The following is a 26,295-nucleotide window of genomic DNA, read 5'->3' on the forward strand; positions in this document are numbered from 1 at the left end:
GCCTCTGATTCGAAGGGGGTCAGGCGGCGGATGCCGCGGTCAGGGGTCGCCCGTCGACGATCGTCGTCAGCACGGGCAGGTCGAGCAGTTCGTCCGCACCGACGGCGAGCGGGCTGTCGGCCCACACGACGAGGTCGGCGCGGCACCCCGGCGCGATGACGCCGAGGTCGCGGTCGCCCTGGGCGAGCGCCGCCCAGACGGTGTAGCCCTGTAGGGCCTCGTACGGCGTGAGCACCTGGTCGGGCTCGAACACCGGGGCATCCGGGTTGCCGGGTTCGCGGCGGAGCCTGGCCCAGGCGAGGCCGATGCGCGCATCGGTCTGCGCCACGGGCCAGTCGGAGCCGAGCGCGACGGGCGCACCGGCGTCGATCATGTCGCGCACGCGCCAGCCGAGCGCGGCACGCTCGGGGCCGAGCCGCTCGGCCCAGAAGTCGGAGCCGTCGGCCTTGCGCCACTGCATGTGCAGCGGCTGCACCGAGGCCGTGATGCCGGTCTGGGCGAGGCGCGCGAGGTCGCGGTCGGCGAGCAGCTCGAGGTGCTCGATGCGGTGCGGCGCGCCCTGCGCCGAATGCACCCCGGCCTTGAGGTAGGCGTCGATCGTCGTGCCGATCGCACGGTCGCCGATCGCGTGCGTCGCGATCTGGAAGCCGGCCTCGCTGTACCGGGCGACGACGCGCTCGAACTCGTCGGGGTCGGCCCAGAACGAGTGCAGGCCCTCGCCGTGGGTGTCGGGCTCGTAGAGCCAGCCGGTGCCGGTGTCGATGACGCCGTCGTTGAAGAGCTTCACGAGCCCGCCGCGCCAGCGGTGCCCGCGACGGTCGCGCTGGGCGAGGTAGCGCTGCGTGCGCTCCTCGTCGTAGCCGGGGTTGTGCGCCATCGCGGAGACGATGCGCACGGGCAACCGCCCCTGCGCCTCGGGGTCGTCGGATGCCCCGCCGTCGAGTTCGTCGAGGAGGTCGAGTGTGCCGGGGTTGCCGTCCATGATGCAGCCGCCCGTGATGCCCGAAGCGGTGAGGGTGCCGAGGATCTCGCGCACCCGCTCGAGGGTCTCCTCGCGGGTGTACTCGGGCGCGGTGCGGAGCACGATGTCGAAGGCCGAGTCCTCGCGCAGAGCGCCCGTCGGTCGACCGCTCTCGTCGACCACGATCTCTGAGGTGTCGCCGAAGCTGCGGGCGCCGGTGATGCCCGCACGGTGCAGTGCCTCGGTGTTCGCGAGCGCCGTGTGCCCGTCGAAGAACATGAGGAAGGAGGGCGCGCCCGCGGTGGCCTCGTCGATCGCCGCGGCAGTCATGGGCAGCGCGGTGAACACGTCGTAGTCGATGTTCCAGCCGCGCACCCAGCCGCCGGCGGCACCGCCGCCGGAGACGCGCTCGGTCTCCGCGCGCAGCATCTCGAGGAAGCGCTCGGGGTCGCGCACTCCCCCGAAGTCGACGCCGACGGCGAGCTCGATGCCCTGGATCGGGTGCATGTGGGCGTCGATGAGCCCCGGGGTCACGGACGCCCCGTGCAGGTCCTCGACGACCGTGCGCGGGCCGTGGAACTCGGCGAGGGTCGCGGCGTCGCCCACCGCGAGGATGCGCCCTGCGCGAATGGCGATCGCCTCGGCGATGGGCTGGCGGGGGTTCATCGTGATCACCCGCGCACCCACGAGAATGGTGTCGGCGAAGCTGCACTGCATGTTGCTCGTTTCCGCGCCGTCGCCCTCATTGGCCGGCTGCGCAATTTAACGTGATTAAATTCGGGCACACGATACTCCGCGCTCGCCCGACGACCAAATCGAGCCCGACGCAGACGACCCGACCCCGCATCCCGACTCGCACCCACCGAAGGAGCCAGGTGACCCCGACCCCCGCGAAGCGCACCGCCGGCCGCCCGCGCACCCCCGTGCTCAGCGCCGAGCAGATCATCGACGCCGCGTTCGCCCTCGCGAAGACGGCCGGACCCGACGGGTTCACCATGGCGGCCCTCGCCCGCTCGCTCTCGGTGCACCCGCCCGCGCTCTACCACTATTTCCGCGGCAAGGCCGAGCTCGTGCGCGCGATGCGCGGGCGGCTCGCCGAGCTCCTCGACGTCACCGGCTTCGACGACCCGGCGACCCGGCTCGACGACGCCGTACTGCGCTGGGGCCACTCGTACCGCACCGCGTTCGCGGCGCACCCCACCGGCATCGCGCTGCTCGCGACGACCGCGATCGACGGGCAGGAGCGCTCGGTCCTGAACTACGAGGCGATCACGCGCCGACTGCTCGCCGAGGGCTGGCCGTCGAGCGGCGTGGTCGACGCGATCGTCGCGCTCGAGTCGTTCATCATCGGTTCGGCGCTCGACGCGCTCGCGCCGCCCGACATCATGTCGCCGGGCGTGGCCGCCGGGCACGCACCTGCCTATGCCCGCGCCGAGGCCCGCCGCAGCGTGCTGGCGGCGGCAGGTGGCATCCGGGTGACCGATCGCTCATTCGAACGCGGGCTGCTCGCGATGCTCGCGGGCCTGCCCGCGACGCTCGCCGCGGCCGACGACGCCGAGCGGGCCTGACCTGCCGCTCAGTCTTCCTTGCGCTTGCGCCACTTGATGCCGGCGGCGATGAGCCCGTCGAGGTCGCCGTCGAACACGATCGCCGGGTTGCCGACCTCGTAGCCGGTGCGCAGGTCTTTCACGAGCTGCTGACCGTAGAGGAAGTAGGAGCGCATCTGGTCGCCCCAGCTCGCGGTGATGGTGCCCGCGAGCTCCTTCTTCTGGGCCGCCTCCTCTTCGCGTTTCTGCAGGAGGAGTCGGGTCTGGAGGACCCGCATCGCCGCAGCGCGGTTCTGGATCTGCGACTTCTCGTTCTGCATCGAGACGACGAGGCCGGTCGGGATGTGGGTGATGCGCACGGCGGAGTCGGTCGTGTTGACCGACTGGCCGCCGGGGCCCGAGGAGCGGAAGACGTCGACGCGGATGTCGTTCTCGGGGATCTCGACCTCCTTCGCCTCCTCCATGATCGGGATGACCTCGACGGCGGCGAAGCTCGTCTGCCGCTTGTCGGCGCCGCCGAACGGGCTGATGCGGGCGAGACGGTGGGTGCCGGCCTCGACCGAGAGCGTGCCGTAGATGTACGGGGCGTCGATCTCGAAGGTCGCCGACTTGATGCCCGCGCCCTCGGCGTAGGAGGTGTCGAGCACCTTCACCGGATAGTTGTGCCGCTCGGCCCAGCGCAGGTACATGCGCATGAGCATCTCGGCGAAGTCGGTGGCGTCGTCGCCGCCGGCGCCCGAGCGGATCGTGACGACCGCGCCGCGGTCGTCGTACTCGCCGTCGAGCAGCGTCTGCACCTCGAGGTCGCCGACGGTCTTCTGCAAGGCCGCGAGCTCGGCGCGGGCCTCGTTCGCGCTGTCCTCGTCGTCCATCTCGAGGGCGAGTTCGACGAGCACATCGAGGTCGTCGAGGCGCTGGTCGACCTCGGTGATGCGCTTGAGCTCGGCCTGACGGTGGCTGAGGGCGCTCGTCACCTTCTGCGCGTTGGCCGTGTCGTCCCACAGGTCTGGGGCACCGGCCTCATCGGAGAGGCGGGCGATGTCGGCTTCGAGGGCATCGACGTCGACGACGGCGCGGATGTCGTTGAAGGTGGCGCGGAGTGCGGAGATCTCGGGCGCAAGGTCAAGTTCGAGCATGGCGCCCTCCAGCCTAGTCGCGCGCGGGGCGGGCGGGTGTAGCGTCGGGGTGATGACCACCGCCACGCCTCCGTTCTCGTGGCGCGGCATCATCCTCCCGGCCTACCTGCCCACGCTGCTCTTCTCGCTCGGCGAGGGCGCGCTCATCCCCGTCATCCCGGTCGTCGCGACCGAGCGCGGCGCCTCGCTCGCCCTCGCGGGCCTCATCGCGGCGATGCTCATGGTGGGCGAGCTCGTCGGCGACCTGCCGGCCGGATGGCTCGTGGCCCGCATCGGCGAGCGCAACGCGATGATCGGGGCGGCCCTGCTCGCCGTCATCGGGGTGCTCGTCGCACTCGCCTCCCCCACGACGGCGGCGCTCGGCATCGGCGTGTTCCTGCTCGGCCTCGCGACGGCGGTGTTCGGGCTCGCCCGCCACGCGTTCCTCACGAGCTACGTGCCCGAGCGCGTGCGCGCACGCGCACTGTCGACGCTCGCGGGCGTGTTCCGCGCAGGTTGGGCGATCGGCCCGTTCGTCGCGGCGGGCATCATCGCGTTCGCCGGCTCCTCGGAGCCCGTGTTCTGGGTGCTCGTCGCCAGTTGCTTCGCGGTCGTCGTCGTGCTGGTGCTGCTGCCCGACCCCGAGCGGGTGTTCGGCGCGGCGCGGCTCGCGCGCGAGGCATCCGCCGTCGACGTCGGCGCCCGTGACGGTGCCGACGTGACCACGGCCGGTCGGGCCGCGGCGGATGCCTCGTCGCACGGCGTGTTCCGCGCGATCGTGACGCACCGCGGGGTGCTCGCACGCATCGGCACCGGGGTGGGGCTGCTCGCGGCGATCCGGGCGAGCCGCACGATGATCCTGCCCCTGTGGGCGGTGTCGATCGGCGTGCCGCCCGAACAGGCGGCCCTCGTGATCGGCGTGTCGGCGACGATCGACTTCGCACTCTTCTACGTGAGCGGCCAGGTGATGGACCGCTTCGGGCGGCTCTGGAGCGCCATTCCCGGCATCGTCGGGCTCGCGGCCGGACACCTCGTGCTCGCGTTCACGCACGACGTACCCGCCGCCGTGGCCTGGTTCACCGCGGTCGCGGTACTGTTCGGCATCGCGAACGGACTCTCGAGCGGGGTGATCCTGACGCTCGGCGCCGACCTCGCGCCGAAGGCGAACCCGGCGCCGTTCCTCGGCGCGTACCGCACGATCGCCGATGCCGGGCAGGCGGTCGCGCCGCTCGTCGTCGCCGGAGTCACCTCGCTCGTCTCGATCATGGCGGCGGCCGCGGCGATGGGCGTCGTCGGCCTCCTCGGCGCCGCCGCGCTCCTCCGCTGGGTGCCCCGCTACGCGCCGCGCCGACGGCGCTGAGCGCAGTGCGCACCGCGCTGCGCCGCACCGCGCTGCGCCGCGCTGCGCCCTCTCAACCGCTGCGGGGGTGCTTATCCGCAAGTTTCACGGGTAAGACGCTTGAGATCTTGCGGAAACGCACCCCCGAAACGGTCGGTTCCGGGAGCGGGAGCGGGAGCGGGCGCGCGCGGGCGCGCGGGCGCACTGCCAGTCAGCGACCGTTGAGCTTCTCGAGCTGCATGACGAGGATGACCCGGTCGGCGTGGTCGGCCGGAACCGCGGTGTCGGCGTCGCCGTAGCGCTGGCCGAGGTGCACGTAGAACGCGCCTTCGGGGTCGGGCACGACCTCGGCGAGGCGCCCGCGCACCTCGACGTACTTGTGGGCGTTCTCGGGATCGGTCATCGCGAGCGTCATCGCCGGGTTCTGCTGCAGGTTGCGGAACTTGCCGCGCTTGGTCGTGTGCGTGAAGCGGATGGTCTGCGTTTCGGCGTCGAACTCGAACCACATCGGGTTGATCTGCACCTCTCCGTTCGGGCGCGTAGTGCCGAGGAAGGCGAACACGGGCGCGTTGAGGATGCGGGCGAAGTGGTCGTTGATCTCGATCGTCATGCGTTCAGTCAAGCAGGCGCGAGCGACGGGCATTCCCGGGTGTGGCGTCCCGACGGCGAGTCGCGAGCAGGCTCAGTGGAACACCGAACGCGCCGTCGCCGTGACTTCGATCGGCACCTCCACGGGGATGAACTCGGTGCCGATCGGCGCGTTCCAGACCGCCCGGAGTGTGACCGTCGCCGTGCGCCCGTCTGGCGACCCGGCGGCCACGAGCTCGAGCTGGTCGAGTTCGTGCACGGCATCGCCGAGATAGGCGTTCGCGGCGCGCAGCGCGTCGGCGTCGTCGAGCTCGAGGGCGAACTCGCCGTCGTCGATGCTCACCTCGTCGAGGGACCACGCCTCGGCCGCGGCGAGCGCGGCGCCGTCGGCGAGGGTGAAGAGGCGCTTGCGGTCGAGGTAGAGCGAGGTCGCCGAGGCGACGACGAGGATGAGCGAGAGACCGAGCACGCAGAAGAAGATCGTGAGCAGCAGGGTCGACCCCGACTCGTCGCCGTGGACGCGGCGGATCACGGCACCACCGCCGCGAAACGCGAGACCGTCTGCGTGGCGCTCGCCTCGAGCGACACACTGCCGACCCGGTCGAGCGAGAGCACGTCGGGCACGAGCGGAAGGCCGACGCTCGCCTGCACCGACACGCGGATGCGGCTGCCCGGCTGCCCGCAGTCGGCATCCTGGCAGTCGATCGTGACGGATGCGTCGCCGGCATCCATCCCGTAGTCGGCGAGCGCCACTCGAACCGCCCGTTCGACCGCCGATACGGCCGTCGCCCGGTCGCCGGCCTGCACGGCGACCCGCGCCGCCTGCCGCGCCGCACCCTCGACCGCGAGCGCACCTCCTTGGATCGACGCGAGGGCGAGCACCAGGTAGACGAGCGGCACGAGCAGCAGCACGCCGACCGTGAGGAACTCGAGCGAAGCCGAGCCCCGCTCGCCGGCTCGATCGTGCTGCGCCGGGCGCGGCTCAGTCGAGGCGTTCGACGGCGGCATGACCGGTCACCTCCAGACCGTGATCGACGCCGAACAGCCCGACGACCGGCATCGTCGCCCGCACCGTCACCGCGATGACGGGCACCCCGTCGAGGCTCGTGCGATCGGCAGTGATGTCTCGGGCATAGTCGGCCGAGATCGCGGTGCTGATCAGTTCGCGCGTGCGCTCGACTCCGTCGAACTCGTCGGCCCCGGCGAGTGCGGCGTACCTGGCGCCCTCGGCCGCCGCATCGAGCACGGTGTTTCGCACGTGCAGCGCGAGCGCCAGCTGCACGACCGCGAGGGCGAGCGCGGTGAGCAGCACGCCGACAAGGGTGAACTCGGCGACCGCCGAACCTCTCTCGTCGCGCAGGAGCCGTCGCACCGCGATGACGGACGACGAGCCTCTCAGGCCCCGAGCACCCGCTCGATCGCCTGATTGAAGACGTCGCTCAGTGCGGGGCCTGCGAGCCCCCAGATGAGGATCACGAGCCCGGCGGTCATGAGGGTGATGAGCACCCACCCCGGCACGTCGCCGCGTTCGTCGCGGAGTCGTCGCCGGATTCGGTCGAGTCGTCGTTGCATCGGGGTTCCTTTCGTCGTCGGGCATCAGAAGCCCGTCTGGAGTACGAGGTAGCCGGGGAACAACGCGAACGCGATCGTCACCGGGAGGATGAGGAAGATGAGCGGCACCAGCATCGCGATCTCCTTGCGACCGGCGAGCTCGATGATGGTGCGTTTCGCGGCCTCGCGCGCGTCGCCGGCCTGGGCGCGCAGCACCGCGGCGAGCGGGGCGCCCCGTTCGAGCGCACCGAGCACCTGGTCGACCGCACGCGAGAGCCCGGGGTGGTCGACCCCGTCGCGCAGTTCGGCGAGGGCCGTGGCGAGCGGGACCCCGGTGCCGACGCTCGCGACCACGTTCGAGAACTCGCGCGGAAGTTCGCCGTTGCCGGTGGCGCCGACCCGTCGAAGTGCGTCGAGCATGCCCTCGCCGGCGGTCAGGCTCAGGGTGAGGAACTCGAGCACGGTGGGAAGTTCGGAGGAGATTCGGGCGAGCCGGCGCCGCGCGCTGCGCTGGAGGACCCAGTCGCGGGCGACCGCACCGAGCGCTGCCGCGACGAACGGGGCGGCGAGACGGACGATCGTCGGCATTCCGCCGAAGCCCGGTGCGACGATCGCCAGCGCCGCCCCGAGCGCGAAGCCGACGGCCGACCACGCCAGCTGCTCGCCCCTGAATCGCTCGACGTTCTTCGAAGACCCGGCCTGCCGCAGGCGCTTCGCCACGACCTCGTTACCACCGAGCCACGACGACATCACGCCGCGCAGCCACCGCAGGGCGGGTGCCACGACGACGCCGAGCACGGGGCTCGGATCGGCCGGCCTCGTGGCGAGGAGCACCCTGGCCTCGGGCGAGAGATCGGCGATGTACGGGGCGACCCGCTCGGCGAGGCGAGGGCGGCCGATGCGAGGAACCGCCGAGATCATGAGCCAGAGGCCGAGTCCGGCGATCACGCCGAGGGCGAGGCTCAGCGCGGCGACGTTCAGGTGAACCATCGACGCTCCTCGGGCAGTCGACCGAGCGCGATCATGCTGCGGTAGGCGATGAGGGTGATGCCGAGTCCGACGAGGATGAGCGCGGCGCCGGCCGCCGAGTCGTAGGCCGCGATCGCCTCGTGCCGCGAGGCGAGCACGACGAGCAGCAGCCAGGGCGCGGCGACGCCGAGTCGGGCGGCGTTCCGGATCCACGACTGCCGGGCGACGACCTCGGCGCGGAGGGCCGCATCTTCGCGAAGGTACCCGGCGAGGCCACGGAGCACCGCCGTCACGTCGCTGCCACCGACCTCGCGAGCCATGCGCAGCGTCTCGATGATGCGGTCGGCGACCGGATCGGCGAGTTCTGACTTCAGTCCGTCGAGGCACGCCGAGAAGTTGCCGGTGCGCCGGTATTCGCGTTCGAACGACGAGAAGGCGGCCCGTGTCGGAGCCGGGCCGAGTTCGGCGAGCGCGCCGACGCTCTCCGGCAGCGACATCCCGGCGCGGACCGAGGCGACGAGGTGATCGACGACGTCGGGCCACACCGCCCGGTTGGCCGCGCGACGACGCGTGGCGCGGCCGCGTACGACGAACGGCACCAGCAGCGCTCCGAGCACGGCGCCGGTGATCGTGAGGAACGGGATGGCGAACACCGCATGCACGAGCGCCCCGGTCACGGCGGAGAGGATCACGCAGACGATCGCGACCACGGGAACCGGCACGCTGCCGAGTCCGGCGAGCGCGAGTTCGCCGCGCAGTTGCTCGAGCAACGCCGACGAGCCCGGGCGCTGCTCGACGCGGCGCGGCCACAGCAGCGGCGCGGCGACGAGCAGCAGGCCGAGGCCGAGGGCGGCGCCCAGCACGAGGCTCATCGCGTGTCTCCGAGCACGTGACCGGGGTCGAAGCCGCGTGCGTGGAACTTCTCGAGCCGCGCCGGCCGCCGCCCGGTCGCGAGAAGCGCCCCGTCGCGGGTCTCGAAGATCGCCTCGGCCACGACCTCCGCCCCGGAGCTTCCGCCCGTGGGTGCCACGATCTCGGCGACGCGACGTCGGCCCTCGCGGTCGATCGTGAGATGGACGACGAGGTCGATGCAGCTCGCGACCGTCGGCACGACGAACGCCGAGTCGATGTTGCGGCCGGCGAGCAGCGGCAGCGTCGAGAGCTTCACGAGCGCGTCGCGCGCCGAGTTGGCGTGAATGGTGCACATGCCGGGAAGCCCGGAGTTGAGGGCGATCAGGAGGTCGAGGCTTTCGGCTTCGCGCACCTCGCCGACGATGAGCCGGTCGGGGCGCATGCGCAGCGCCTCTTTGATGAGGCGGCGGAGCGTGATCTCACCGCTTCCCTCGAGGTTCGGCTGCCGGCACTGGAGCGCGACGAGGTCGCGCACGTCGAGGTCGAGCTCGAAGGTCTCCTCGACGGTGACGACGCGGTCGCCGATGCGGGCGCTCGACATGAGCGCGTTGAGCATCGTGGTCTTGCCGGTGTGGGTCGCCCCCGACACGAGGATGTTGGCCCCTGCGAGCACCGCCATGCGGAGGAACTCGGCGGCCTGAAGCGTGAGCGAGTCGAGTTCGACCAGCGACGGGAGCGATCGGATGCGACGCTGGAACTTGCGCACGTTCACCGCCCAGTGGGCCCGCGCGACATCGGGGATCGCCACGTGCAACCGCGACCCATCGGGCAGTGAGGCGTCGACGAACGGCGAGCTGAGGTCGACGCGGCGCCCGGTGTGGGCGAGCATTCGTTCGACGAGTTCGCGCACCTCGCGGTCGGAGAGCACGACCGTCGTGAGTTCGGCGACGCCGCCGCGGGCGACGAAGACGCGCGTGGGCCCGTTGATCCAGATCTCCTCGATCTCGTCGTCGTCGAAGAACGGCTGCAGCGGCCCGTACCCGGTGAGCGAGGCGACGACCTCGCGCGCGGTGCCGTGCTCATCGCCGAGGCCGGCGTGGGCACCGCCGAGCGCGCGCTCGCTGTAGCGGCGCACCTCGTCGCGGGCGTAGCGGGCGGCGAGCTCGTCGTCGCCGGCGAGGTCGACACCGTCGCGCAGCACGCGCGTGCGCACGCGCTCGGCGATGGTGCGGACGGCGTCGGACATGGGAACCATCATGCGGTGGGGCGGATGCTTCGCCCCGAAGTTATCCACAACGAGGCATCCCGCACTTCCTTGTTCACATGGGGTACTTTATCTGTTATAGTACTTTACATGATCCAGGATTCAGCGGCATCCGGCGACGCCTTCGCGGCCGACCTGCTGCGCGGGCACACCGACACGATCGTGCTGGGCGTGCTGCGCGCGCACGACAGCTACGGCTTCGAGATCTACAAGCACATCCGCGATGCGACGGGCGGCGGGTACGAGATCAAAGAGGCGACCCTCTACGCCGGCTACCGACGGCTCGTGCGCGACGGCCTCGCCGAGGCGTACTGGGGCGATGAGTCGCAGGGCGGCCGTCGCAAGTACTACCGCATCACCGACGCGGGCCGCGCCGCCTTCCGCCAGAACGTGGCGAGCTGGGTGGCCACCCGAACCATCATCGACTCCCTGCTCGGCACCCAGGCGGCGCCGGCGAACACGAAAGGCTCCCTGCGATGACGAACGAACGCAGCCCCCGCACTCGACCGAGGTGCACCGCCTCCTCGATGAGGCCTTCGCGGGCATCGATCCCACCCCCGAGGCACAAGACCTGAAAGAAGAGATCCGCGACAAGCTGCTCTCGCGGGTCGCCGAGCTCGAGGTCGCCGGCGCCTCCCCCGCCGAGGCGGCCCGCCGCGCGATCGGCGAGCTCGGCGACGTGCGCGAGCTCGCCGCAACGGCCTCGGGCGAGAGCGAAGGCGAAGCTGACGCAGCGGATGCCACGCCGCCGGCCTCGTCTCCGCGCGGCGCCCGCCCCGCGGCATCCGCCGCCGAACTCGCCGAACGTCACCGGGTGCGCCCGAAGCCCGCCTTCGTGGTGCGCACCGTGCTGCTCGCCATCGTCGCGGCGGCCGCCCTCGTGACGCTCGTGCTCGGGCTCACGCCGCTGCTGTCGCTCGCCACGAGCCTGCTCATCGTCATCGCCGCGGTGCTCGGGCTCGCGATCGGCGTGATCACGGGCGACGCGCTTCGGCAGGAGACGACGACGAACTACCCGCTGCCGACCGGGAGGGCGCTGCTCTTCGGCACCGCCACGGGCCTGCTCGTCGCCGGGCTCGGTTTCGCGGCCGTCGTCGCAGTGCGGCTCGACCTCGTGTGGCTCGTGCTCGCCGCAGTGCTCGTGATCGTCGCGATCGCCGTGCTCAGCGCGCTCGGCGCCACCCAGACCAACCGGCACAAGCCCTGGATGGTCGCCATGCAGCGCGACGCCGCCCGAGCGGGCAACCGCTTCGAGGAGGACCCGGCCGCCGCCGCCCGCTTCGGCATCTACTCGGCCGTGATCTGGCTCTCCGCCTTCGCGCTCGTGCCGGTGCTCGGCTTCACGGTGGGTTGGTGGTGGGCGCCGTTGCCGATCGTCGGCGCGTTCATCGTCATGATGCTCGTGCTCGCGCGCATGCTCTTCGGGCACGACACGTCGCGCTCCGCGCGCTCCTCGCGCTGAGTCGCCGCGACACGCGCCCAGCGCCCCTCCGCCACCACCGCGGAGGGGCGTCGCCGCAATTGCTAGGCTCGGCTCACCCGATCCACCCGCCCCCGGAGACCGATGACCGCAGAGCCGCGATCGACCCCCTCGACGCCGGAGCCCGCCTCCGCGCCCACCGTGCCGCCCCCCACACCGGCGCCCGTCGCTGACGCGAGCACCTCCCGCACCGGCGAGCAGGGTGCGGCCCGCGCCGCCGCCCTCGCCTCGCGCGACTTCGTGGTCGACCTCGCGAGGGTCGCGTGCATCCTGCTCGTCGTCGTCATCCACCTGCTCATGATCGGCGTCGGCTACGCGCCCGACGGATCGCTCGTCGTCTCGCGTCCGCTCGAGGCGCAGCCGTGGTTCGCCCCGGCGACCTGGTTCGGGCAGATCATGCCCCTCTTCTTCGCCGTCGGCGGCTTCACCGCCCTCGCCGCATGGCGCAGCCTCCGCCGCCGCGGCGGCGACGCGACCGCGTTCGTGCGCGGACGGGTGCTGCGCCTGGCGGGGCCGGCGCTGCCGCTCTTCGTGTTCTTCTCGGTCGTGCTCGGCGCGGCGACGCTCATCGGCGTCGACCCGACCCTCCTCGACACGATCGCGACCGGTACGGGTTCGCCGCTCTGGTTCCTCGCGGCGTTCCTCATCGCGCAGTGCGCGGTGCCGTGGCTGTCGCAGCTGCACGAGCGGGCTCCGCGCGCGACGCTCGTGGTGCTCGCCGCCGGGGCCGTCGCGATCGACGCGCTGCGCATCACGACGGGGGTCGTCGAGATCGGTCTCGCGAACCTCTTCTTCGTCTGGCTCTTCGTGCAGCAGCTCGGCTTCTGGTACTCCGACGGCTGGTTCCGTCGGCGTCGCGTCGTGACCCTCGTCGGCATCGCCGCGGCCGCGTACCTCGTCATCTGGCCGCTCGTCGCGGCCGGGTGGTACTCCCCCGACATGCTCGTGAATCTCAACCCGCCGACGATGCCGCTCGCGCTCCTCGGCATCGCGCAGCTCAGCCTGATGAGCGCACTGCACCGCCCGCTCAGCGCGCTCATGCGCCGCCGACCGGCGCAGGCGGTCGTGTACCTCGTCGGCAGCCGGGCCATGACCGTCTACCTCTGGCACCTGCCGGTGATCATCATCGTCGAAGGGCTCTCGCTCCTCATCCCGGGTGCGGCGCCCGAGCCCGGCAGCGCCGGGTGGTGGGCCAGCCGCCCGCTCGCGCTCATCGTCGTGCTCGGCATCGTGTTCGCGATCGCGCCGCTGCTCGTGCGCTTCGAGCGGCTGTCGACCGCGATCCCCGAGGGGTTCCGCGCGCCGTCGCCGACTGCCACGGCGGCCGCGGCCGTGCTCGCGATCGTTCCGCCGTTTCTCGTGATGCAGTGGTTCCTCGACCTGCCGATCGCACTCGTCGGCACCGCGCTGCTCGTCGCGGTGCTGCTGCTGCTCCGACCACGACTCGGGGCGCTGCGCGGAGGCCTGCACGCATAGACTGTTCGGGCACTCGCGGGAGTGGTGAAATCGGCAGACACGCAGGATTTAGGTTCCTGTGCCTTCGGGCGTGAGGGTTCAAGTCCCTCCTTCCGCACTCAGTTCTGCGCGGCTACTCCCCCGGAACCACCGAGCCGTGGCCGGCGCCGGTCGCTCACTCGACGCGCGGCGGCCCCGCCGCCACCCGCTCGCGCGAGTACTGCTCGATGCGATCGGCCGACACCGACCAGTCGGTGTCGAGCCACCACGTCGCGCCCGCCTCGGCCCAGGGGCGCACCACGGCTGCGTCGGCGACCGGGTCGAACCCCGCGGTCGTGCCCTCCTGCACCCAGTCGAACGGTTCGTCGGCGAGGCCCAGGCGCTCGCGCTCGGCGCCAAGCCACGCGAACGCCTCGGCACCGATCTCGGGGGTGAACAGCGCGGCCTGCACGTCGGGAAGCACGTGGTCGCCGGGCGGCGCGTAGTTCGGCAGCCAGCCGTCGAGCCGAGCAACGCGGCGCATCGACTTCGGCCGCGGCCAGAGCCCGACCGCCCAGATCGGAATGCGCGGCTGCACGGGCGGTGGCGGCAGCATCGTGTCGGTGCGGCGCACCGTGTAGTGCGGGCCCTCGTGCTCGAACGGCTCGCCGCGCCAGAGCTTCGGCAGCAGCTCGAGCGATTCGTCGAGCAGTTCGGCGCGCACGCGGCGGCCGGGGTCGTGCTCGAAGATCCAGAAGCGGTCTTCGGCGTCTTCGGGCACGCCGAGGCCGACCGAGAGCGTGACCCGCCCGCCCGACAGCCGGTCGACGGTCATCGTCTGGCCGGCGAGCTCCCACGGGCGGCGACGCGGCACCGGGGTGAGCATCGTGCCGAGACGGATCTGCGACGTGCGCATGGCCGCCGCGGCGAGCACCGACCACGGGTCGGTCGCCCAGATGCCCTCCCAGACGAAGAAGCCGTGCCAGCCCTGCTCCTCGGCGAGTTCGGCGAGCTCGACCGCGACCTCAGGGTCGCTGCCCGGGTAGATGAATCCGTAGCGCATGCGGGCGAGGTTACGCCGGACGTCCGACAAGAGTGCTGAAATCCCGAGCCGCGCACGGTAAGGTAAGCCTTACCTGCTGAACTCCTCCACCCGAAGGGCCGAAATGTCGAGCGTCTCCACCACCGCCGTCCCGAGTTCCGCCGTCGTCCGGACCGAGGCGCCCGAGTCGGCCGAACCGCTCGACGTCGCCGCTCTCGTGCGGGCCGCCTCGGCCGACGATCACCGCGCCACCGAGTCGCGCGGCTTCATCACCGAACTCATGGGCGGCGAGCTGACGCTCGACGACTACACGCGCTACCTCGCGCAGTTCGCCTGGGTCTACGAGGCGCTCGAAGCCCGTGGCATCCGCCACGGCGACCCCGCCGTCTTCGATCCCGCGCTCGCCCGCATGGCGGCTGTCGAGTCCGACCTCGCGGCGCTCGGCGCCGCCGATTGGCGCGAGACCCACCCGGCACTGCCCGCCACCGCCGAGTACGCCGCGCACCTCCGCGCCGTCGCCGACGACGACGTGCGCTACCTCGCGCACCACTACACGCGCTACCTCGGCGACCTCTCGGGCGGCCAGGCGATCGCCCGCCTCGTGGCCCGCCACTACGGCGCGACGCCCGAGCAGCTCGCCTTCTACCGCTTCGACCTCGCCGCCGACGAGGGCGTCGTGCGCTACAAGCGCGGCTACCGCGAGGCGATGAACGCCCTCGCGCTCGAGCCCGCACAGGTCGACGCGCTCATCGACGAGGTGCGCAACTCGTTCCGCCTGAACGGCGCGATCTTCGACGCGCTCGCCGCCTGAGCTCGCGTCGAGACCCGTCGCGGGCGGCGGCGATCACTCCGCAGAGTGAGGCGAGCGTCATCCTGCAGTCGGATGCCGCGCTCAGCGAGCGCTCGGTAAACTGCAACGAAACCCCGCCGCCTGCCGACCACGCCGTGCCCTGAGGCATGGTGCCGGGTCCGACGACTGGAGCCACCGCACATGGTCCACACCGCACTCATCCCCTGGCTCGACCCCGAGACGATCATCGCCGGGGCCGGTCCATGGGCGCTGCTGGTCGTGTGCGGCATCGTCTTCGCCGAGACGGGCCTGCTCGTCGGCTTCCTGCTGCCGGGCGACACCCTGCTCGTGATCTCGGGGCTGCTCTCGCACCCGCTGCCCGGATCGCCCGACGGCGTCTTCGGCATCAGCGTGTGGTGGGTGGCGCTGCTCATCGGCCTCGCCGCATTCCTCGGCGGTGAAGTCGGCTACTACATCGGCCACAAGGCAGGCCCGGCGATCTTCGAACGGAAGGAGTCGGGGCTGTTCAGCGTCAAGAACGTCGAACGCACGAACGCCTTCTTCGAACGCTTCGGCGGGCTCACGATCATCCTCGCCCGCTTCGTGCCGATCGTGCGCACCTTCGCGCCGGTCGCGGCGGGCGTCGGGCACATGCCCAAGGGCAAGTACACCCTGTACAACTTCATCGGCGCCGTGCTCTGGGGCTTCGGCCTGACGATGTTCGGCTACGCGATCGGGTTCATCCCCTTCATCGCCGACCTGGTGAAGGAGTACATCGACCTGATCCTCCTCGCCGCCGTCGGCGGCACGGCGCTCATCACCCTCTGGCACTACCTCAGCGAGCGCCACAAGGCGAAGAAGGCCGCCGCCGTCGGTGACGACGTCGTCACCGACGAAGACGAGGCCGCCGAGCTCGTGCTCGACGCCGACGTCTTCGAGCGCGGCCCCAAGCACGACGAGAACTGACCGTCGAGAGTTCGAGGATGCCCCGGGCCGCCGCGTGCGGCACGGGGCTCTTCTCGTGCTCGAGCCGTGCGCTCGTCGGCGGATCGTGCCGTCGCCCTGACGCGCCATCGCGGTTCGGTGACGCGAGCCGTCAACAGTGCGAGCCCTGCTCCTGCTCGGCGCGACCCCCGGGCTCGAGCTGGATCGTCGAGTGCGCGACGTCGAAGTGTTCGCTGAGGCATTCGCCGAGCTCGTCGAGGAGCACCCCCGTGCGCCCCGTCTCGAAGACCTCGGGCTCGACCTCGACGTGCGCCGTGAACACCGGCTGTCCCGAGGTGATCTGCCACACGTGCACATCGTGCACGGCGACCACGCCGGGCGTGCGCTGGATGTGCTCGCGGATCTCCGCGACATCCGTCTCGGCGGGCGCGCCCTCGCTGAGCACCCGCACGACGTCGCGCAGCAGTGACAGCGCGCGGGGCACGATGAGCACGGCGATGCCGAGCGAGGCGATCGGGTCGGCCGCGCTCCACCCGGTCAGGAGGATGACGATCGCGGCGACGATCACGAGCGCCGAGCCGATCGTGTCGCCGAGCACCTCGAGGTAGGCGCCGCGCAGGTTGATCGAGTCCTTCGCGCCGCCGCGCAGCACGAGCATCGCGGCGACGTTCGCGGCGAGCCCCACGACCGCGACGACGAGCATCAGGCCGCCCTGCACCTCGTGCGCCTCGCCCTCTGCACCGGTCACGAGCCGCCCGATCGCACTGATCGTCACGCTCACTGCGACGACGATCAGGATGACCCCGTTGATGAGCGCCCCGAACACCTCGGCACGACGGAACCCGTATGTCTGGCGGTCGGTCGCCGGCCGCGCCGCGACGAACGCCGCGACGAGCGCGACGACGAGCCCGATGAGGTCGCTCGTCATGTGCCCGGCGTCGGCGAGCAGGGCGAGCGAACCGCTCACGAGCCCGCCGACGACCTGCACCACGACGAACGCGCCGATGATCGCGATCGCGATCCAGAGTCGGGTGCGGTTCGCGGTCGCCGCGTGGTCGTGGGAGTGATCGTGTGCCATGTCCCCTCCAGCGTAGGTCGGGCGGAGGGACGTTCGGGGCGATTCCGCCCAATCAGGAATGAGTCGCGTTCTCAGCGGGCGGGCGGTTCGCACGCCCGCCTGCGCGCCCCAGCGCGCCGCGATGTCGCGATGTCGCGCAAATGGTCGTCACTCTCGAGGTATCGCGGCGATTCGTGCGACATCACTCCCCTCACCGACTCGAGATGCGCCCCGATATCCGCTCGAGCTCGGGGATGAGCGCCTCGAACGCGCGCGCCCGATGGCTGATCGCGTTCTTCTGCTCGGGCAGCAGTTCGGCCGCCGTGACCTCGTACCCCTCGGGCTCGAACACGGGGTCGTAGCCGAATCCGTGCGATCCGCGAGGCTCGTAGGCGAGCGTGCCTCGCCAGAGCCCCTCGGCGACGAACTCCTCATCGGCCGAGTCGACGGCGGAGTCACCGGCCTCGGTCGTGCCGGTGAGCGCAGCAGGCACCACGACCGCGATCGTGCAGTGGAACGCGGCGCCGCGGTTCGGCCTGCGCACGTCGCCGAGCTGTGCCAGCAGCAGCTTCACATTCGCGACGTCGCCCGCCGAGTGCCCGGCCCAGCGCGCCGAGAAGATGCCGGGCGCCCCGCCCATGACGTCGACCGCGATGCCCGAGTCGTCGGCGAGCGCGATGCGCCCGGTGTGCGCCGCCGCCGCACGCGCCTTGATGAGCGCGTTCTCGGCGAAGCTGGCGCCGTCTTCGACGGGCGATGGTCCGTCGTAGGGCAGCACGGTGATGCCAGGCATCCGCTCGCCCAGAATGCGCTGGAACTCGGCGACCTTGTGCGCGTTGTGGGTCGCGAGCACGACCTCGAGCGCGCCGGAACCCGCTTCGGCCACGCTCACTCCCCCGCCGCGAGCGACGCCGCGAGCGCGGCCCGCTGCAGCTCGGTGAGCGAGGCGGTGCCGGCGAGCGCCAGGTCGAGCAGCGAGTCGAGCTCGCGCCGATCGAACGGGGCGCCCTCGGCGGTGCCCTGCACCTCGACGAAGAGGCCGCGGCCCGTGGCGACGACGTTCATGTCGGTCTCGGCACGCACGTCCTCGGTATAGGCGAGATCGAGCATCGGCGTGCCGTCGATGATGCCGACCGAGACCGCGGAGACGGTGTCGATGAGCGGGGTGGCCTTCTGGCCGATGAACTTCTTGCCGCGGGCCCACTCGATCGCGTCGGCCATGGCGACGTACGCGCCGGTGATCGCCGCCGTGCGAGTGCCGCCGTCGGCCTGAAGCACGTCGCAGTCGATCTGGAGGGTGTTCTCGCCGAGCGCCTTCATGTCGACCACCGCGCGGAGGCTGCGGCCGATGAGGCGGCTGATCTCGTGGGTGCGACCGCCGATACGGCCCTTCACGCTCTCACGGTCGTTGCGCGTGTTCGTCGCGCGCGGGAGCATCGCGTACTCGGCGGTGACCCAGCCCTTGCCCTTGCCGCTCAGCCAGCGCGGCACGCCGTTCGTGAAGCTCGCCGTGCAGAGCACCTTCGTGCCCCCGAACGAGATGAGCGCGCTGCCTTCGGCGTGGGCGCTCCAGCCGCGTTCGATGGTCACCTCGCGCAGCTGGTCGGGGGTGCGGCCGTCGGCACGGACGATCGCGGGGGCGGATGCCTCGGTCATAGGTTCTCCTGTCGAAGCTGTTCTCGGTCGGGGATGGCGACCGCTCCCGTCTGCACGAGCTCGACGCTCGGGATCTCGGGGGCGATGAGTCGGTGGGCGAGGTCGAGGAAGGCGCTCGTCGAGCGGCCCGTCGCCTCGTAGCGGTAGCTCGGGGGTACAGGCGCGCGTCGCTCCATGCCGCCGCCGACGAGCACGCGGTACACGTCGTTCGCGGTCTCGACGTCACTCGAGACGAGGGTGACGCCCTCGCCCATGACGTACGAGATGGCGCCCTTGAGGAACGGGTAGTGGGTGCATCCGAGCACGAGGGTGTCGATGTCGGCCCGGCGGAGCGGTGCGAGGTACTCCTCGGCGACGGCGAGCAGTTCGTCGCCGGTCGTGACGCCCGCCTCGACGAACTCGACGAAGCGCGGGCAGGCCCGCGAGAAGAGCTCGAGGTGCGGGGCCGCGGCGAAGGCGTCGTCGTAGGCGCGCGACGAGACGGTGCCCTGCGTGCCGATCACGCCCACCCGGCCGGTCTTCGTGGCGGCGACGGCACGGCGGACGGCCGGCTGGATCACCTCGACCACAGGCACCTCGTAGCGCTCGCGCGCATCGCGGAGCATCGCCGCGGAGGCGGTGTTGCAGGCGATCACGAGCATCTTGACGCCCTGCGCGACGAGATCGTCGAGCACCGCGAGGGCATACCCGCGGACGTCGGCGATCTTCTTCGGCCCGTACGGGGAGTGCTCCAGATCGCCGATGTAGAGGATCGACTCGTTCGGCAGCTGGTCTTTGACGGCACGGGCGACGGTGAGTCCACCGACCCCCGAGTCGAAGATTCCGATCGGTGCATCCGTCACGAGGTTCAAGCTTAGGCGAGTCGACGGCACGCGGTGGCGGGATGCCACGGGGTCGACCACGTGCCCCAGTAGGCTCGACTCCGTGACCGGCTCAGCTGCCCTCTTCACCGACCGTTACGAACTCACGATGGTCGATGCCGCCCTGCTCGACGGCACCGCCCACCGCGAGAGCCTCTTCGAGGCCTTTGCGAGGCGCCTGCCCGACGGCCGCCGCTACGGCGTCGTCGCCGGCACAGGGCGCCTCCTCGAACTCGTGCAGCGGTTCCGCTTCGACGACGCCGAGCTCGAGTGGCTGCGCGAGCACGAGGTGGTGCGCCCCGCGACGATCGACTGGCTCGCCGACTACCGCTTCACGGGAGACATCTGGGGCTACCGCGAGGGCGAGGCGTACTTCCCTGGCTCGCCGCTGCTCACCATCCAGGCGAGCTTCGCCGAGGCGGTCATGCTCGAGACGGTCGTGCTCTCGACCCTCAACTACGACTCCTCGGTGGCGAGCGCCGCCGCACGCATGGTCTCGGTGGCGCTCGGCCGCCCCATCGCCGAGATGGGCTCGCGCCGCACGAGCGAGCGCGCGGCGGTCGCCGCCGCCCGGGCGGCCTACATCGCCGGATTCGATGCGACCTCGAACCTCGAGGCGGGCCGCACCTGGGGCATCCCGACGATGGGTACCGCCGCCCACGCCTTCACCCTGCTGCACGACAGCGAAGAAGACGCGTTCCGCGCCCAGGTCACGGCATTCGGGCCGAAGTCCACCCTGCTCGTCGACACCTACGACATCACCCGCGGCGTCGAACTCGCGGTCAAGGTCGCCGGGCCCGAGCTCGGCGCCGTGCGCATCGACTCGGGCGACCTGCCCACCGTGGTCGCCGCGGTGCGAGAACAGCTCGACTCGCTCGGTGCGGTCGACACCCGCATCACCGTCACGAGCGACCTCGACGAGTTCACGATCGCGGGCCTCTCGGGCGCGCCGGTCGACGCGTACGGCGTCGGCACCGCGGTCGTCACCGGGTCCGGGTTCCCCGCGGCGGGCATGGTCTACAAGCTCGTCGCCCGGCGCGACGACGCCGGCGACTGGATTCCCGTCGCGAAGGCCTCGACCCAGAAGGCCAGTGTCGGCGGCCGCAAGAACGCGGCGCGGCGCCTCGACTCGACCCGAACCGCCCGCGAGGAGCTCGTGTTCGTGGGCGACGGCCCCGACGGCGAGGCCGAGTTCGACGCGGGCGACCGGCTGCGACCGCTGATGGTGCAGCTCGTCGCGAAGGGCGAGGTCGACCCCGCGTTCCTCGGCGCCGCAGGCACGACCGCCGCCCGCGCGCACCGCGCCGAGGTCATGCAGGAGCTGCCGATCGAGGCGTTCCGGCTCGGCCGCGGCGAGCCGGTGATCCCGACGACGTACCGCTGAGCGGCCGGTCGGCCACTCGGTCGCGTCGCATCGCTCGGCTTTGCTGTGCCGGCGTGCAGAACGCAGGAGATTCGGCGCGCCACGCCGAGCGAACGGATGCCTCGTGCGGCGCGCCGCACGAGGCATCCTGAATTCTGCACGGCCCGGCGACGAACGCGGGGCGACCAACCAGCGGGCGCCCGGGCGCGGGCTAGGCCGACTTCATCCGCTCGTAGATCTCTTTGCAGCTCGGGCAGACCGGGAACTTCTCGGGGTCGCGCCCCGGGGTCCACTTCTTGCCGCAGAGCGCCTTCACCGGTTTGCCCGTGATCGCCGATTCGAGGATCTTGTCCTTCTGCACGTAGTGCGAGAAGCGCTCGTGATCACCCGGCTCGATGGCCTCCTCGTTGAGGAGCTTCTCGAGTTCGCGGTCGAGGACGTCGGTGCCGCCACCCGGCTGACCGGGGTCGGCGATGCTGGCGCGCACGGTGTGGATCATGCGCTCGATTCTACGCGTCGATCCCGTCGCGTCGTCCGGCCGATCGGCCGGAAGCACCCGGCATCGGCGATCGGCTCAGGCGCGGATCGCCGCCGCGATCATCTCGGGCCCGCGGACGTCGAACACGCGCCCGCCGAACCAGACGCCGAGGGCGAGCACCAGCAGCCCCAGGCCGACCCCCGCGGCGAAGGCGGCCGCGTGCCAGCCGGGGTCGACGAGGATGCCGAGCGCGGCGAAGAACACCGCCGGCGCTGCGACGAGCACCGAAGCGAGCATCGTGAGCGACTGCACGAGCGCGGTGATGCCGCCCGTCGACTGCGGTTGCTGGAACGGGCTGTCGCCGGGTTTCACCGCCGGGTAGGGAAACCGCGCCGAGGTGATCGACCCGACGCCGAGGCCGGCGAGCAGCAGCGCCGTGCTCACGCCGAGCAGCGACGGCAGCAGCCGCCAATCGTTCAGCACGAACACGGTGACGGCGCTGCCGAGCCCGATCACGAGCACGCCGGCGACGAGCACCGGCACGAGCCGCCCGAGCCGGTCGGCGGCGCCGCGCACCCCCGAGGTGATGTGCAGCCAGATCGCGGTCGAGTCGTACGCGGTGTCGTTGTGGAGGCTCCAGCCGAGGAACAGGCACATGAGCGGCACCGGGATGAGCCCCAGGTACTGCATCGGCACCCCGGCGACGCCGAGCGGCACCATGACGAGCACCGGCACGATCGGCACCATGACGATCGAGACCCAGTAGCGCGCGTCGCGGAACCAGTAGGTGAAGCTGCGCGCCGCGACCGCACCGGTCGCGCCGTGGGGCATCCGGTCGAACCAGCCGAGCCCGCGGTAGCTCTTCGCCGACGCCTCGCGACCCGGAGTGACGAGCATCTTCGCGACGAGCGCCTGCCAGGCGAGCCAGATCAGACCGAGCGTGGCGACGGCGATGAGCAGCTCGAGGATGGCCGGACCCCACGCCCCGGCGGCCGCGTCGCCAGGAATCGCGAAGGCGGCGCCGAGCGGGGTCCAGCCGAGGATGTCGCCGAAGACGCCGAGGATCTCGAGCCCCGAATTCGCCCAGTCGAGCGTGACGAGCACGACGATGATCGGCGACAGCATGACGATGAGCAGCAGCCCGATGACGCCCATCAGTTCGCGTGAGCGCCGCGTCGAGAGCAGGAACGAGGCGAGCGCCGTCGTCACGCGCGCGAGCAGCAGGCAGGTCGCGAACGCGAGCGCAGCGGAGATGAGCGCCAGGAGCGTCTCCGCGACGCCGCGTGACCACGTGACGACGGTGCCGAGCAGCACGATCGCGAGCACGAGGGCGGGAATGCCGATGAGCCCCGCGACCGCGAGCCCGAGGGCCAAGGTGCGGTCTGGCAGGCCGAAGAAGGCGAAGCGGCGCGGGTCCATGGTGTCTTCGGTGCCGAAGACGAGCGGGAACACGATGAAGCCGACGACGGTCGCAGCACCGGCGACCACGAGCACATCGCGGATCACCGCCACGTCCTCCACGAGTCGCAGCCCCACGAGGGAGAGGAAGAGCAGCAGCGCGAGGCCCAGACCGTAGACGAGGCCGAGCACGATGCCGACCACTTGCCAGGTGCTGCGGCGGAAGATGTTCGCCATCAGGCGCAGTTTCAGTCTGAGAAACTGTGCAACCATTCCATGCCTTCCGCTGCCTTGCGCCCGCCCGCGAGCTCGACGAATCGGTCTTCGAGGGTGTGGCCCGCACGTACCTCGTCGAGCGTGCCCGCCGCGAGCACCCGGCCCGAGACGATGATCGCGGCCGAGTCGCAGACGCGCTCGATCAGGTCCATGCCGTGGCTCGACAGCACGACCGTGCCGCCGCCGGCGACGTAGCGCTCGAGGATCTCGGTGAGATTCGCCGCCGACACCGGGTCGACGGATTCGAACGGCTCGTCGAGCACCAGCAGGCGCGGGGAGTGGATCATCGCGCACGCGAGCGCGATCTTCTTGGTCATGCCGGCCGAGTAGTCGGCGACGAGCCGGTCGACGGCGTCGTCGAGGCCGAAGGCCGAGATGAGGTCGGCGCTGCGTTCGCGCACGGTGCGGTTGTCGAGACCGCGCAGCACGCCCGAGTAGTAGAGCAGCTGCGCGCCGGTCAGCCGGTCGAACAGCCGCAGCCGGTCGGGCAGCACGCCGGTCGCGCGCTTCGCGGCGTGCGGGTCGGCCCACGCGTCGATGTCGTGGATGCGGACGGTGCCCGCGTCGGGCCGGAGGAGCCCCGTGATCATCGAGAGCGTCGTCGTCTTGCCCGCGCCGTTCGGCCCGACGATGCCGAAGAACGAGCCCGCCCGCACATCGAGGCTGATGCCGTCGACAGCGGTGTTCTCGCCGAAGCGCTTCACGAGCCCGGTGATCGAGAGCACGTTCGGCGTACCGGCCGCCGGGGCCGGGCGCGCAACCCGCAGGGTGCGCTTCTTGCGGGGAGCCGCGTTCTTCTTCGCGGGGATCACGGCGACCGACTGCGCTGCGATGAGCGGTGCGGATGCCTCGGATGCCGACGTCTCGTCGGCCGTCGGCGTGTCGGCGGGCGCGGGCTCGGGCTCGGGCTCGGGCTCGGCGACCGGCACCGGTACGACCGTCTCGGGCTTCGCCACCGCCGCCGCGACCGGTTCGGGCTCGACCGTCTCGGCCTCGGGCGCGACCGCCACGGTCGAGACCTCACCCGCCGCGACGGCCGCCGCGGCGGCGCGGACCTCGGCCACCGGGGTGCGCCGTTCGGTCGTTGTCTCGTCGATCTCGTCGCGGTCGGGCTCGTGCCGCTCGGCGACGACGGGCGGCTCGCTCGCCGCCGCGGGAATCGTGTGGTCGGCCGGCTTTCGCGGGGCCCGTTCGGCGGCGGTGGTCTCGGTCGTGACCGACGCCGCGACCCGCTGCTGCGCCTGACGTTGTGCGCTGGCCGCGGCGGTCGCGCGGCTGCGGTCGCCAGGGGTGCTCGCGGCGCTCTTCGCGGAGGAATCACGTGCGGTGCGGGCGGACTTCGCTCCGGCCCCGCGCGCGGTTCGCGCGGCGGAGGAGGCGGCGTTCGACGCGCCGGTGCGCTTCGAGTCGATCGTCTCGGCGACGGCACCCTGCTCGGCGGCTTCGGCCGCGGCGGCCTTGTTCGCCCGGCGGGTCGCGGCGGCCTTCTTCGCGGCGGCCGAGCGGGCGGCAGCCCGCTCGGCGGGCGTCATGGTCTTGGCGGCGGATTTCGCGGCGCTCTTGCGGGCGCCCGAGGCCGCGCTGCCCGACGCGGCCGGCGCGGTTCCGCTCTTTCGAGGCGCCCCCGCACCGGTGCCTTCGGCAGCTTCGTCGTCGTGATCGGAGCGCGAAACGGAAGTCACCCAGCCAACCTACCAACGACCGCCCGCCGAGCGCGCCTCGGGAGCGCGATCCTCTGACTGTGGATTGCCTGTGCGTCATGTCACGATCCCACTACGACCGGCGCCCCCGAATGGCGACGCGGGAGGGCCCCCGGATACGCTGGGTTGCGGCATAACGGCGTGTCCACATGTGAACTTCCGGATGAACTCCGGGCGAACTCCGCAGAACGAGCCCGCCCGGTGGGGGCATCCGACCCACCGAAGGAGATGCAGTGACCACCCAGATCGTGATTCTCGCGGCCGGCATGGGAAGCCGGCTCGGGCGTTCCCTCCCCAAGCCCCTGACCGAGCTCAGCGACGGCCGCACCATCATGCGCCAGCAGTTCGACAACGTCGAGCACGCGTTCGGCGCGCACGCCGACGTGACGATCGTCGTCGGCTACAAGCTCGAGCACATCATCGAGGCGTTCCCGCAGGCGTCGTTCGTCTACAACGAGGAGTACGACCAGACGAACACCTCCAAGTCGCTCATGCGGGCGCTCGCCGCCTCGCAGTCGGGCGGCGTGCTGTGGATGAACGGCGACGTCGTCTTCGACCCAGCCATCCTCGACCGTGCGCTCCCCTTCATCGCACGCGACCAGTCGTTCGTCACGGTGAACACGGCGAAGGTCTCCGACGAAGAGGTGAAGTACACGACGAGCGCCGAGGGCTATATCAAGGAGCTCTCGAAGACCGTCAAGGGCGGTCTCGGCGAGGCCGTCGGCATCAACTACATCTCCGGCCGCGACAAGGCGACGTTCCTCGCGCACCTGCAGCGCGTCGGCGACCAGGACTACTTCGAGCGCGGCCTCGAACTCGCGATCGAGCGGAACGGCCTCCTCGTCGAGCCGATGGACGTCTCCGACCTCTACGCGGTCGAGATCGACTTCGCCGAAGACCTGGAGCGTGCGAACCACTTCGTGTGACCTGCACTGCACAGCGCAAGAGACGAAGGGCGGATGCTGCGGCATCCGCCCTTCGTCATACCCGGCCGCACCGCGGCGGGCGAACCCTCAACGCAGGGTGCGCGCGACGCCCGCCCGCGCCAGCGAGGCGGCGATGACCCGGCCCAGCCAGGTGAACAGCACGGGGCTGAGCGCGAACATGGCGAGGTAGAGCACCCAGAACCACGGTGCGTAATGCTCGGGGCCGAGCGCGATGAAGGTGCCTGCGGCGAGCACGATGCCCGACCCGCCCGCGGCCACGTAATAGAGCCACGGCGACCAGTTCTTGTAGCGGGTGAGGAAGAAGGGCAGCTCGAGCAGCGCGCCGACGAGGAGGCCGGTGCCGAGGAAGCGAAGGATCCAGTGGGGGGCGAAGGCCGCGCCGACGAGGCCCGCGATGAAGCCGGTGAGAATGCCGACGCCGGGTCGCTTCAGAAGCGCCAGCGCGACCGCGCTCGGCAGGAAGTGGGTGCCGATCGTGATGCCGTAGAGCATCGGCGCGATGCCGGCGATGAGTCCGGCGAAGTACCCGGAACCGGCGGCGACGAGGCCGCCGCCGACACCGATCGCGGCGCAGCTGAGAATGACGCGGGTGCTGGTGCGGTGCACGGGGCGCTCGGCTCCTTTCGGGTCGGGCTCGGCACGTCGCCACCCGTCTGCATCAAATCTACCCCGGCAGGCCATCT

28 protein-coding genes and 1 tRNA gene are annotated in these 26,295 nt (G+C 71.4%); 10 read left to right on the forward strand and 19 right to left on the reverse strand.

Annotation, left to right across the window (positions count from 1 at the left end):
• Positions 1-19: 19 nt before the first annotated feature.
• Positions 20-1,678 (reverse strand): amidohydrolase, encoded by a 1,659-nt coding sequence (locus H516_RS0115085; RefSeq protein WP_022890546.1) that lies wholly within the window; start codon positions 1,676-1,678, stop codon positions 20-22.
• A 158-nt stretch (positions 1,679-1,836) separates the two neighbouring features.
• Here H516_RS0115085 and H516_RS20480 point away from each other — a divergent pair, with 158 nt between their 5' ends.
• On the forward strand, positions 1,837-2,529 hold the full coding sequence (locus H516_RS20480) for a TetR/AcrR family transcriptional regulator (protein WP_022890547.1): 693 nt from the start codon (positions 1,837-1,839) through the stop codon (positions 2,527-2,529).
• A gap of 8 nt (positions 2,530-2,537) precedes the next feature.
• Here the strand turns inward: H516_RS20480 and prfB are convergent, their stop codons facing one another.
• Positions 2,538-3,644: a peptide chain release factor 2 gene (gene prfB / locus H516_RS0115095; RefSeq protein ID WP_026378855.1), complete on the reverse strand. Its 1,107-nt coding sequence runs from the start codon at positions 3,642-3,644 to the stop codon at positions 2,538-2,540.
• A gap of 52 nt (positions 3,645-3,696) precedes the next feature.
• Between prfB and H516_RS0115100 the strand changes: the two genes are divergently transcribed.
• On the forward strand, positions 3,697-4,983 hold the full coding sequence (locus H516_RS0115100) for an MFS transporter (RefSeq protein ID WP_022890548.1): 1,287 nt from the start codon (positions 3,697-3,699) through the stop codon (positions 4,981-4,983).
• Between the two features lie 190 nt (positions 4,984-5,173).
• Here the strand turns inward: H516_RS0115100 and H516_RS0115105 are convergent, their stop codons facing one another.
• The 8 genes from H516_RS0115105 to H516_RS0115140 form a co-directional block, all read right to left on the reverse strand.
• A complete protein-coding gene (locus H516_RS0115105) occupies positions 5,174-5,572 on the reverse strand; it encodes a TIGR03618 family F420-dependent PPOX class oxidoreductase (RefSeq protein ID WP_022890549.1) in 399 nt (132 codons plus the stop codon).
• Positions 5,573-5,644: 72 nt separating this feature from the next.
• Positions 5,645-6,082, reverse strand: a complete 438-nt coding sequence (locus tag H516_RS0115110; RefSeq protein ID WP_022890550.1) for a pilus assembly protein TadG-related protein — start codon at positions 6,080-6,082, stop codon at positions 5,645-5,647.
• Complete coding sequence (locus H516_RS0115115) at positions 6,079-6,558, reverse strand: hypothetical protein (protein ID WP_022890551.1); 480 nt, start codon at positions 6,556-6,558, stop codon at positions 6,079-6,081. The genes H516_RS0115110 and H516_RS0115115 overlap by 4 nt, the downstream gene beginning before the upstream one ends.
• Entirely contained in the window at positions 6,533-6,922 is a 390-nt protein-coding gene (locus tag H516_RS0115120) for a TadE/TadG family type IV pilus assembly protein (protein WP_022890552.1), read from the reverse strand. The genes H516_RS0115115 and H516_RS0115120 overlap by 26 nt, the downstream gene beginning before the upstream one ends.
• Positions 6,923-6,945: 23 nt before the next feature.
• On the reverse strand, positions 6,946-7,122 hold the full coding sequence (locus H516_RS22445; protein WP_022890553.1) for a hypothetical protein: 177 nt from the start codon (positions 7,120-7,122) through the stop codon (positions 6,946-6,948).
• A 24-nt stretch (positions 7,123-7,146) separates the two neighbouring features.
• Positions 7,147-8,091 carry a type II secretion system F family protein gene (locus H516_RS0115130; RefSeq protein WP_022890554.1) on the reverse strand — a complete coding sequence of 315 codons (945 nt, stop codon included), beginning with the start codon at positions 8,089-8,091 and terminating at the stop codon, positions 7,147-7,149.
• Complete coding sequence (locus H516_RS0115135; protein ID WP_022890555.1) at positions 8,079-8,942, reverse strand: type II secretion system F family protein; 864 nt, start codon at positions 8,940-8,942, stop codon at positions 8,079-8,081. The genes H516_RS0115130 and H516_RS0115135 overlap by 13 nt, the downstream gene beginning before the upstream one ends.
• Positions 8,939-10,168 (reverse strand): TadA family conjugal transfer-associated ATPase, encoded by a 1,230-nt coding sequence (locus H516_RS0115140; RefSeq protein ID WP_022890556.1) that lies wholly within the window; start codon positions 10,166-10,168, stop codon positions 8,939-8,941. Before H516_RS0115140 ends, H516_RS0115135 begins: the two co-directional genes overlap by 4 nt.
• Positions 10,169-10,276: 108 nt before the next feature.
• On the opposite strand from H516_RS0115140, the gene H516_RS0115145 reads away from it, so the two are divergent.
• From H516_RS0115145 to H516_RS0115160, 4 genes are all read left to right on the forward strand, one after another.
• On the forward strand, positions 10,277-10,666 hold the full coding sequence (locus H516_RS0115145) for a PadR family transcriptional regulator (RefSeq protein WP_022890557.1): 390 nt from the start codon (positions 10,277-10,279) through the stop codon (positions 10,664-10,666).
• Between the two features lie 31 nt (positions 10,667-10,697).
• Complete coding sequence (locus tag H516_RS0115150; RefSeq protein ID WP_022890558.1) at positions 10,698-11,648, forward strand: permease prefix domain 1-containing protein; 951 nt, start codon at positions 10,698-10,700, stop codon at positions 11,646-11,648.
• A gap of 102 nt (positions 11,649-11,750) precedes the next feature.
• A complete protein-coding gene (locus H516_RS0115155; protein ID WP_022890559.1) occupies positions 11,751-13,142 on the forward strand; it encodes an acyltransferase family protein in 1,392 nt (463 codons plus the stop codon).
• Positions 13,143-13,157: 15 nt separating this feature from the next.
• Positions 13,158-13,239, forward strand: a tRNA-Leu gene (locus H516_RS0115160).
• Positions 13,240-13,296: 57 nt separating this feature from the next.
• Here the strand turns inward: H516_RS0115160 and H516_RS0115165 are convergent.
• Positions 13,297-14,163 (reverse strand): LLM class flavin-dependent oxidoreductase, encoded by an 867-nt coding sequence (locus tag H516_RS0115165; RefSeq protein ID WP_022890560.1) that lies wholly within the window; start codon positions 14,161-14,163, stop codon positions 13,297-13,299.
• A 103-nt stretch (positions 14,164-14,266) separates the two neighbouring features.
• On the opposite strand from H516_RS0115165, the gene H516_RS0115170 reads away from it, so the two are divergent.
• Both H516_RS0115170 and H516_RS0115175 read left to right on the forward strand, forming a co-directional pair.
• Positions 14,267-14,953 carry a biliverdin-producing heme oxygenase gene (locus tag H516_RS0115170; protein WP_026378860.1) on the forward strand — a complete coding sequence of 229 codons (687 nt, stop codon included), beginning with the start codon at positions 14,267-14,269 and terminating at the stop codon, positions 14,951-14,953.
• A gap of 180 nt (positions 14,954-15,133) precedes the next feature.
• Positions 15,134-15,898: a DedA family protein gene (locus tag H516_RS0115175; protein WP_022890561.1), complete on the forward strand. Its 765-nt coding sequence runs from the start codon at positions 15,134-15,136 to the stop codon at positions 15,896-15,898.
• Between the two features lie 130 nt (positions 15,899-16,028).
• On the opposite strand, the gene H516_RS0115180 is transcribed toward H516_RS0115175, so the two are convergent.
• From H516_RS0115180 to murI, 4 genes are all read right to left on the reverse strand, one after another.
• Positions 16,029-16,955, reverse strand: coding sequence for a cation diffusion facilitator family transporter (locus H516_RS0115180; protein WP_022890562.1), 927 nt, complete (start codon positions 16,953-16,955; stop codon positions 16,029-16,031).
• A 190-nt stretch (positions 16,956-17,145) separates the two neighbouring features.
• The gene (gene rdgB, locus H516_RS0115185; RefSeq protein ID WP_026378861.1) at positions 17,146-17,820 is read right to left on the reverse strand and encodes an RdgB/HAM1 family non-canonical purine NTP pyrophosphatase; all 675 of its coding nucleotides are present in this window, start codon (positions 17,818-17,820) and stop codon (positions 17,146-17,148) included.
• 2 nt (positions 17,821-17,822) lie between these two features.
• Positions 17,823-18,590: a ribonuclease PH gene (gene rph / locus H516_RS0115190; RefSeq protein ID WP_022890564.1), complete on the reverse strand. Its 768-nt coding sequence runs from the start codon at positions 18,588-18,590 to the stop codon at positions 17,823-17,825.
• Positions 18,587-19,432 carry a glutamate racemase gene (murI, locus tag H516_RS0115195; RefSeq protein ID WP_026378862.1) on the reverse strand — a complete coding sequence of 282 codons (846 nt, stop codon included), beginning with the start codon at positions 19,430-19,432 and terminating at the stop codon, positions 18,587-18,589. The genes rph and murI overlap by 4 nt, the downstream gene beginning before the upstream one ends.
• Before the next feature lie 127 nt (positions 19,433-19,559).
• On the opposite strand from murI, the gene H516_RS0115200 reads away from it, so the two are divergent.
• A complete protein-coding gene (locus H516_RS0115200) occupies positions 19,560-20,834 on the forward strand; it encodes a nicotinate phosphoribosyltransferase (RefSeq protein WP_051138863.1) in 1,275 nt (424 codons plus the stop codon).
• 190 nt (positions 20,835-21,024) lie between these two features.
• Here H516_RS0115200 and H516_RS0115205 read toward each other — a convergent pair whose 3' ends face one another.
• The 3 genes from H516_RS0115205 to H516_RS22945 all read right to left on the reverse strand — a co-directional run bounded on the left by H516_RS0115205 (position 21,025) and on the right by H516_RS22945 (position 24,647).
• Positions 21,025-21,312, reverse strand: coding sequence for a DUF3039 domain-containing protein (locus H516_RS0115205; RefSeq protein WP_022890567.1), 288 nt, complete (start codon positions 21,310-21,312; stop codon positions 21,025-21,027).
• A 75-nt stretch (positions 21,313-21,387) separates the two neighbouring features.
• A complete protein-coding gene (locus H516_RS0115210) occupies positions 21,388-22,926 on the reverse strand; it encodes a hypothetical protein (RefSeq protein WP_033197278.1) in 1,539 nt (512 codons plus the stop codon).
• A gap of 11 nt (positions 22,927-22,937) precedes the next feature.
• Positions 22,938-24,647, reverse strand: coding sequence for an ABC transporter ATP-binding protein (locus H516_RS22945; protein ID WP_022890569.1), 1,710 nt, complete (start codon positions 24,645-24,647; stop codon positions 22,938-22,940).
• Between the two features lie 251 nt (positions 24,648-24,898).
• On the opposite strand from H516_RS22945, the gene H516_RS0115220 reads away from it, so the two are divergent.
• A complete protein-coding gene (locus tag H516_RS0115220) occupies positions 24,899-25,591 on the forward strand; it encodes a phosphocholine cytidylyltransferase family protein (protein WP_022890570.1) in 693 nt (230 codons plus the stop codon).
• Between the two features lie 87 nt (positions 25,592-25,678).
• Here H516_RS0115220 and H516_RS0115225 read toward each other — a convergent pair whose 3' ends face one another.
• Positions 25,679-26,218: an ECF transporter S component gene (locus H516_RS0115225; protein WP_022890571.1), complete on the reverse strand. Its 540-nt coding sequence runs from the start codon at positions 26,216-26,218 to the stop codon at positions 25,679-25,681.
• Between the last annotated feature and the right edge of the window lie 77 nt (positions 26,219-26,295).

The sequence above is a fragment of the Agromyces italicus DSM 16388 genome, from assembly GCF_000421545.1.
In the GTDB taxonomy this organism is placed as follows: Bacteria; Actinomycetota; Actinomycetes; order Actinomycetales; family Microbacteriaceae; genus Agromyces; species Agromyces italicus.

Excerpts from the sequence above, each read along its gene's own strand:
- H516_RS0115155 (WP_022890559.1), top strand. The coding sequence starts at position 11,751 with ATGACCGCAGAGCCGCGATCGACCCCCTCGACGCCGGAGCCCGCCTCC.
- H516_RS0115180 (WP_022890562.1), bottom strand. The coding sequence starts at position 16,955 with ATGGCACACGATCACTCCCACGACCACGCGGCGACCGCGAACCGCACC.
- H516_RS22445 (WP_022890553.1), bottom strand. The coding sequence starts at position 7,122 with ATGCAACGACGACTCGACCGAATCCGGCGACGACTCCGCGACGAACGC.
- H516_RS0115100 (WP_022890548.1), top strand. The coding sequence starts at position 3,697 with ATGACCACCGCCACGCCTCCGTTCTCGTGGCGCGGCATCATCCTCCCG.
- H516_RS0115085 (WP_022890546.1), bottom strand. The coding sequence starts at position 1,678 with ATGCAGTGCAGCTTCGCCGACACCATTCTCGTGGGTGCGCGGGTGATC.
- H516_RS0115205 (WP_022890567.1), bottom strand. The coding sequence starts at position 21,312 with ATGATCCACACCGTGCGCGCCAGCATCGCCGACCCCGGTCAGCCGGGT.
- rph (WP_022890564.1), bottom strand. The coding sequence starts at position 18,590 with ATGACCGAGGCATCCGCCCCCGCGATCGTCCGTGCCGACGGCCGCACC.
- H516_RS0115165 (WP_022890560.1), bottom strand. The coding sequence starts at position 14,163 with ATGCGCTACGGATTCATCTACCCGGGCAGCGACCCTGAGGTCGCGGTC.
- H516_RS0115175 (WP_022890561.1), top strand. The coding sequence starts at position 15,134 with ATGGTCCACACCGCACTCATCCCCTGGCTCGACCCCGAGACGATCATC.
- H516_RS0115105 (WP_022890549.1), bottom strand. The coding sequence starts at position 5,572 with ATGACGATCGAGATCAACGACCACTTCGCCCGCATCCTCAACGCGCCC.
- H516_RS0115135 (WP_022890555.1), bottom strand. The coding sequence starts at position 8,942 with ATGAGCCTCGTGCTGGGCGCCGCCCTCGGCCTCGGCCTGCTGCTCGTC.
- H516_RS0115145 (WP_022890557.1), top strand. The coding sequence starts at position 10,277 with ATGATCCAGGATTCAGCGGCATCCGGCGACGCCTTCGCGGCCGACCTG.
- H516_RS0115130 (WP_022890554.1), bottom strand. The coding sequence starts at position 8,091 with ATGGTTCACCTGAACGTCGCCGCGCTGAGCCTCGCCCTCGGCGTGATC.
- H516_RS0115200 (WP_051138863.1), top strand. The coding sequence starts at position 19,560 with ATGGTCGATGCCGCCCTGCTCGACGGCACCGCCCACCGCGAGAGCCTC.
- H516_RS0115210 (WP_033197278.1), bottom strand. The coding sequence starts at position 22,926 with ATGGCGAACATCTTCCGCCGCAGCACCTGGCAAGTGGTCGGCATCGTG.
- H516_RS0115170 (WP_026378860.1), top strand. The coding sequence starts at position 14,267 with ATGTCGAGCGTCTCCACCACCGCCGTCCCGAGTTCCGCCGTCGTCCGG.
- H516_RS0115115 (WP_022890551.1), bottom strand. The coding sequence starts at position 6,558 with ATGCCGCCGTCGAACGCCTCGACTGAGCCGCGCCCGGCGCAGCACGAT.
- prfB (WP_026378855.1), bottom strand. The coding sequence starts at position 3,644 with ATGCTCGAACTTGACCTTGCGCCCGAGATCTCCGCACTCCGCGCCACC.
- H516_RS0115140 (WP_022890556.1), bottom strand. The coding sequence starts at position 10,168 with ATGTCCGACGCCGTCCGCACCATCGCCGAGCGCGTGCGCACGCGCGTG.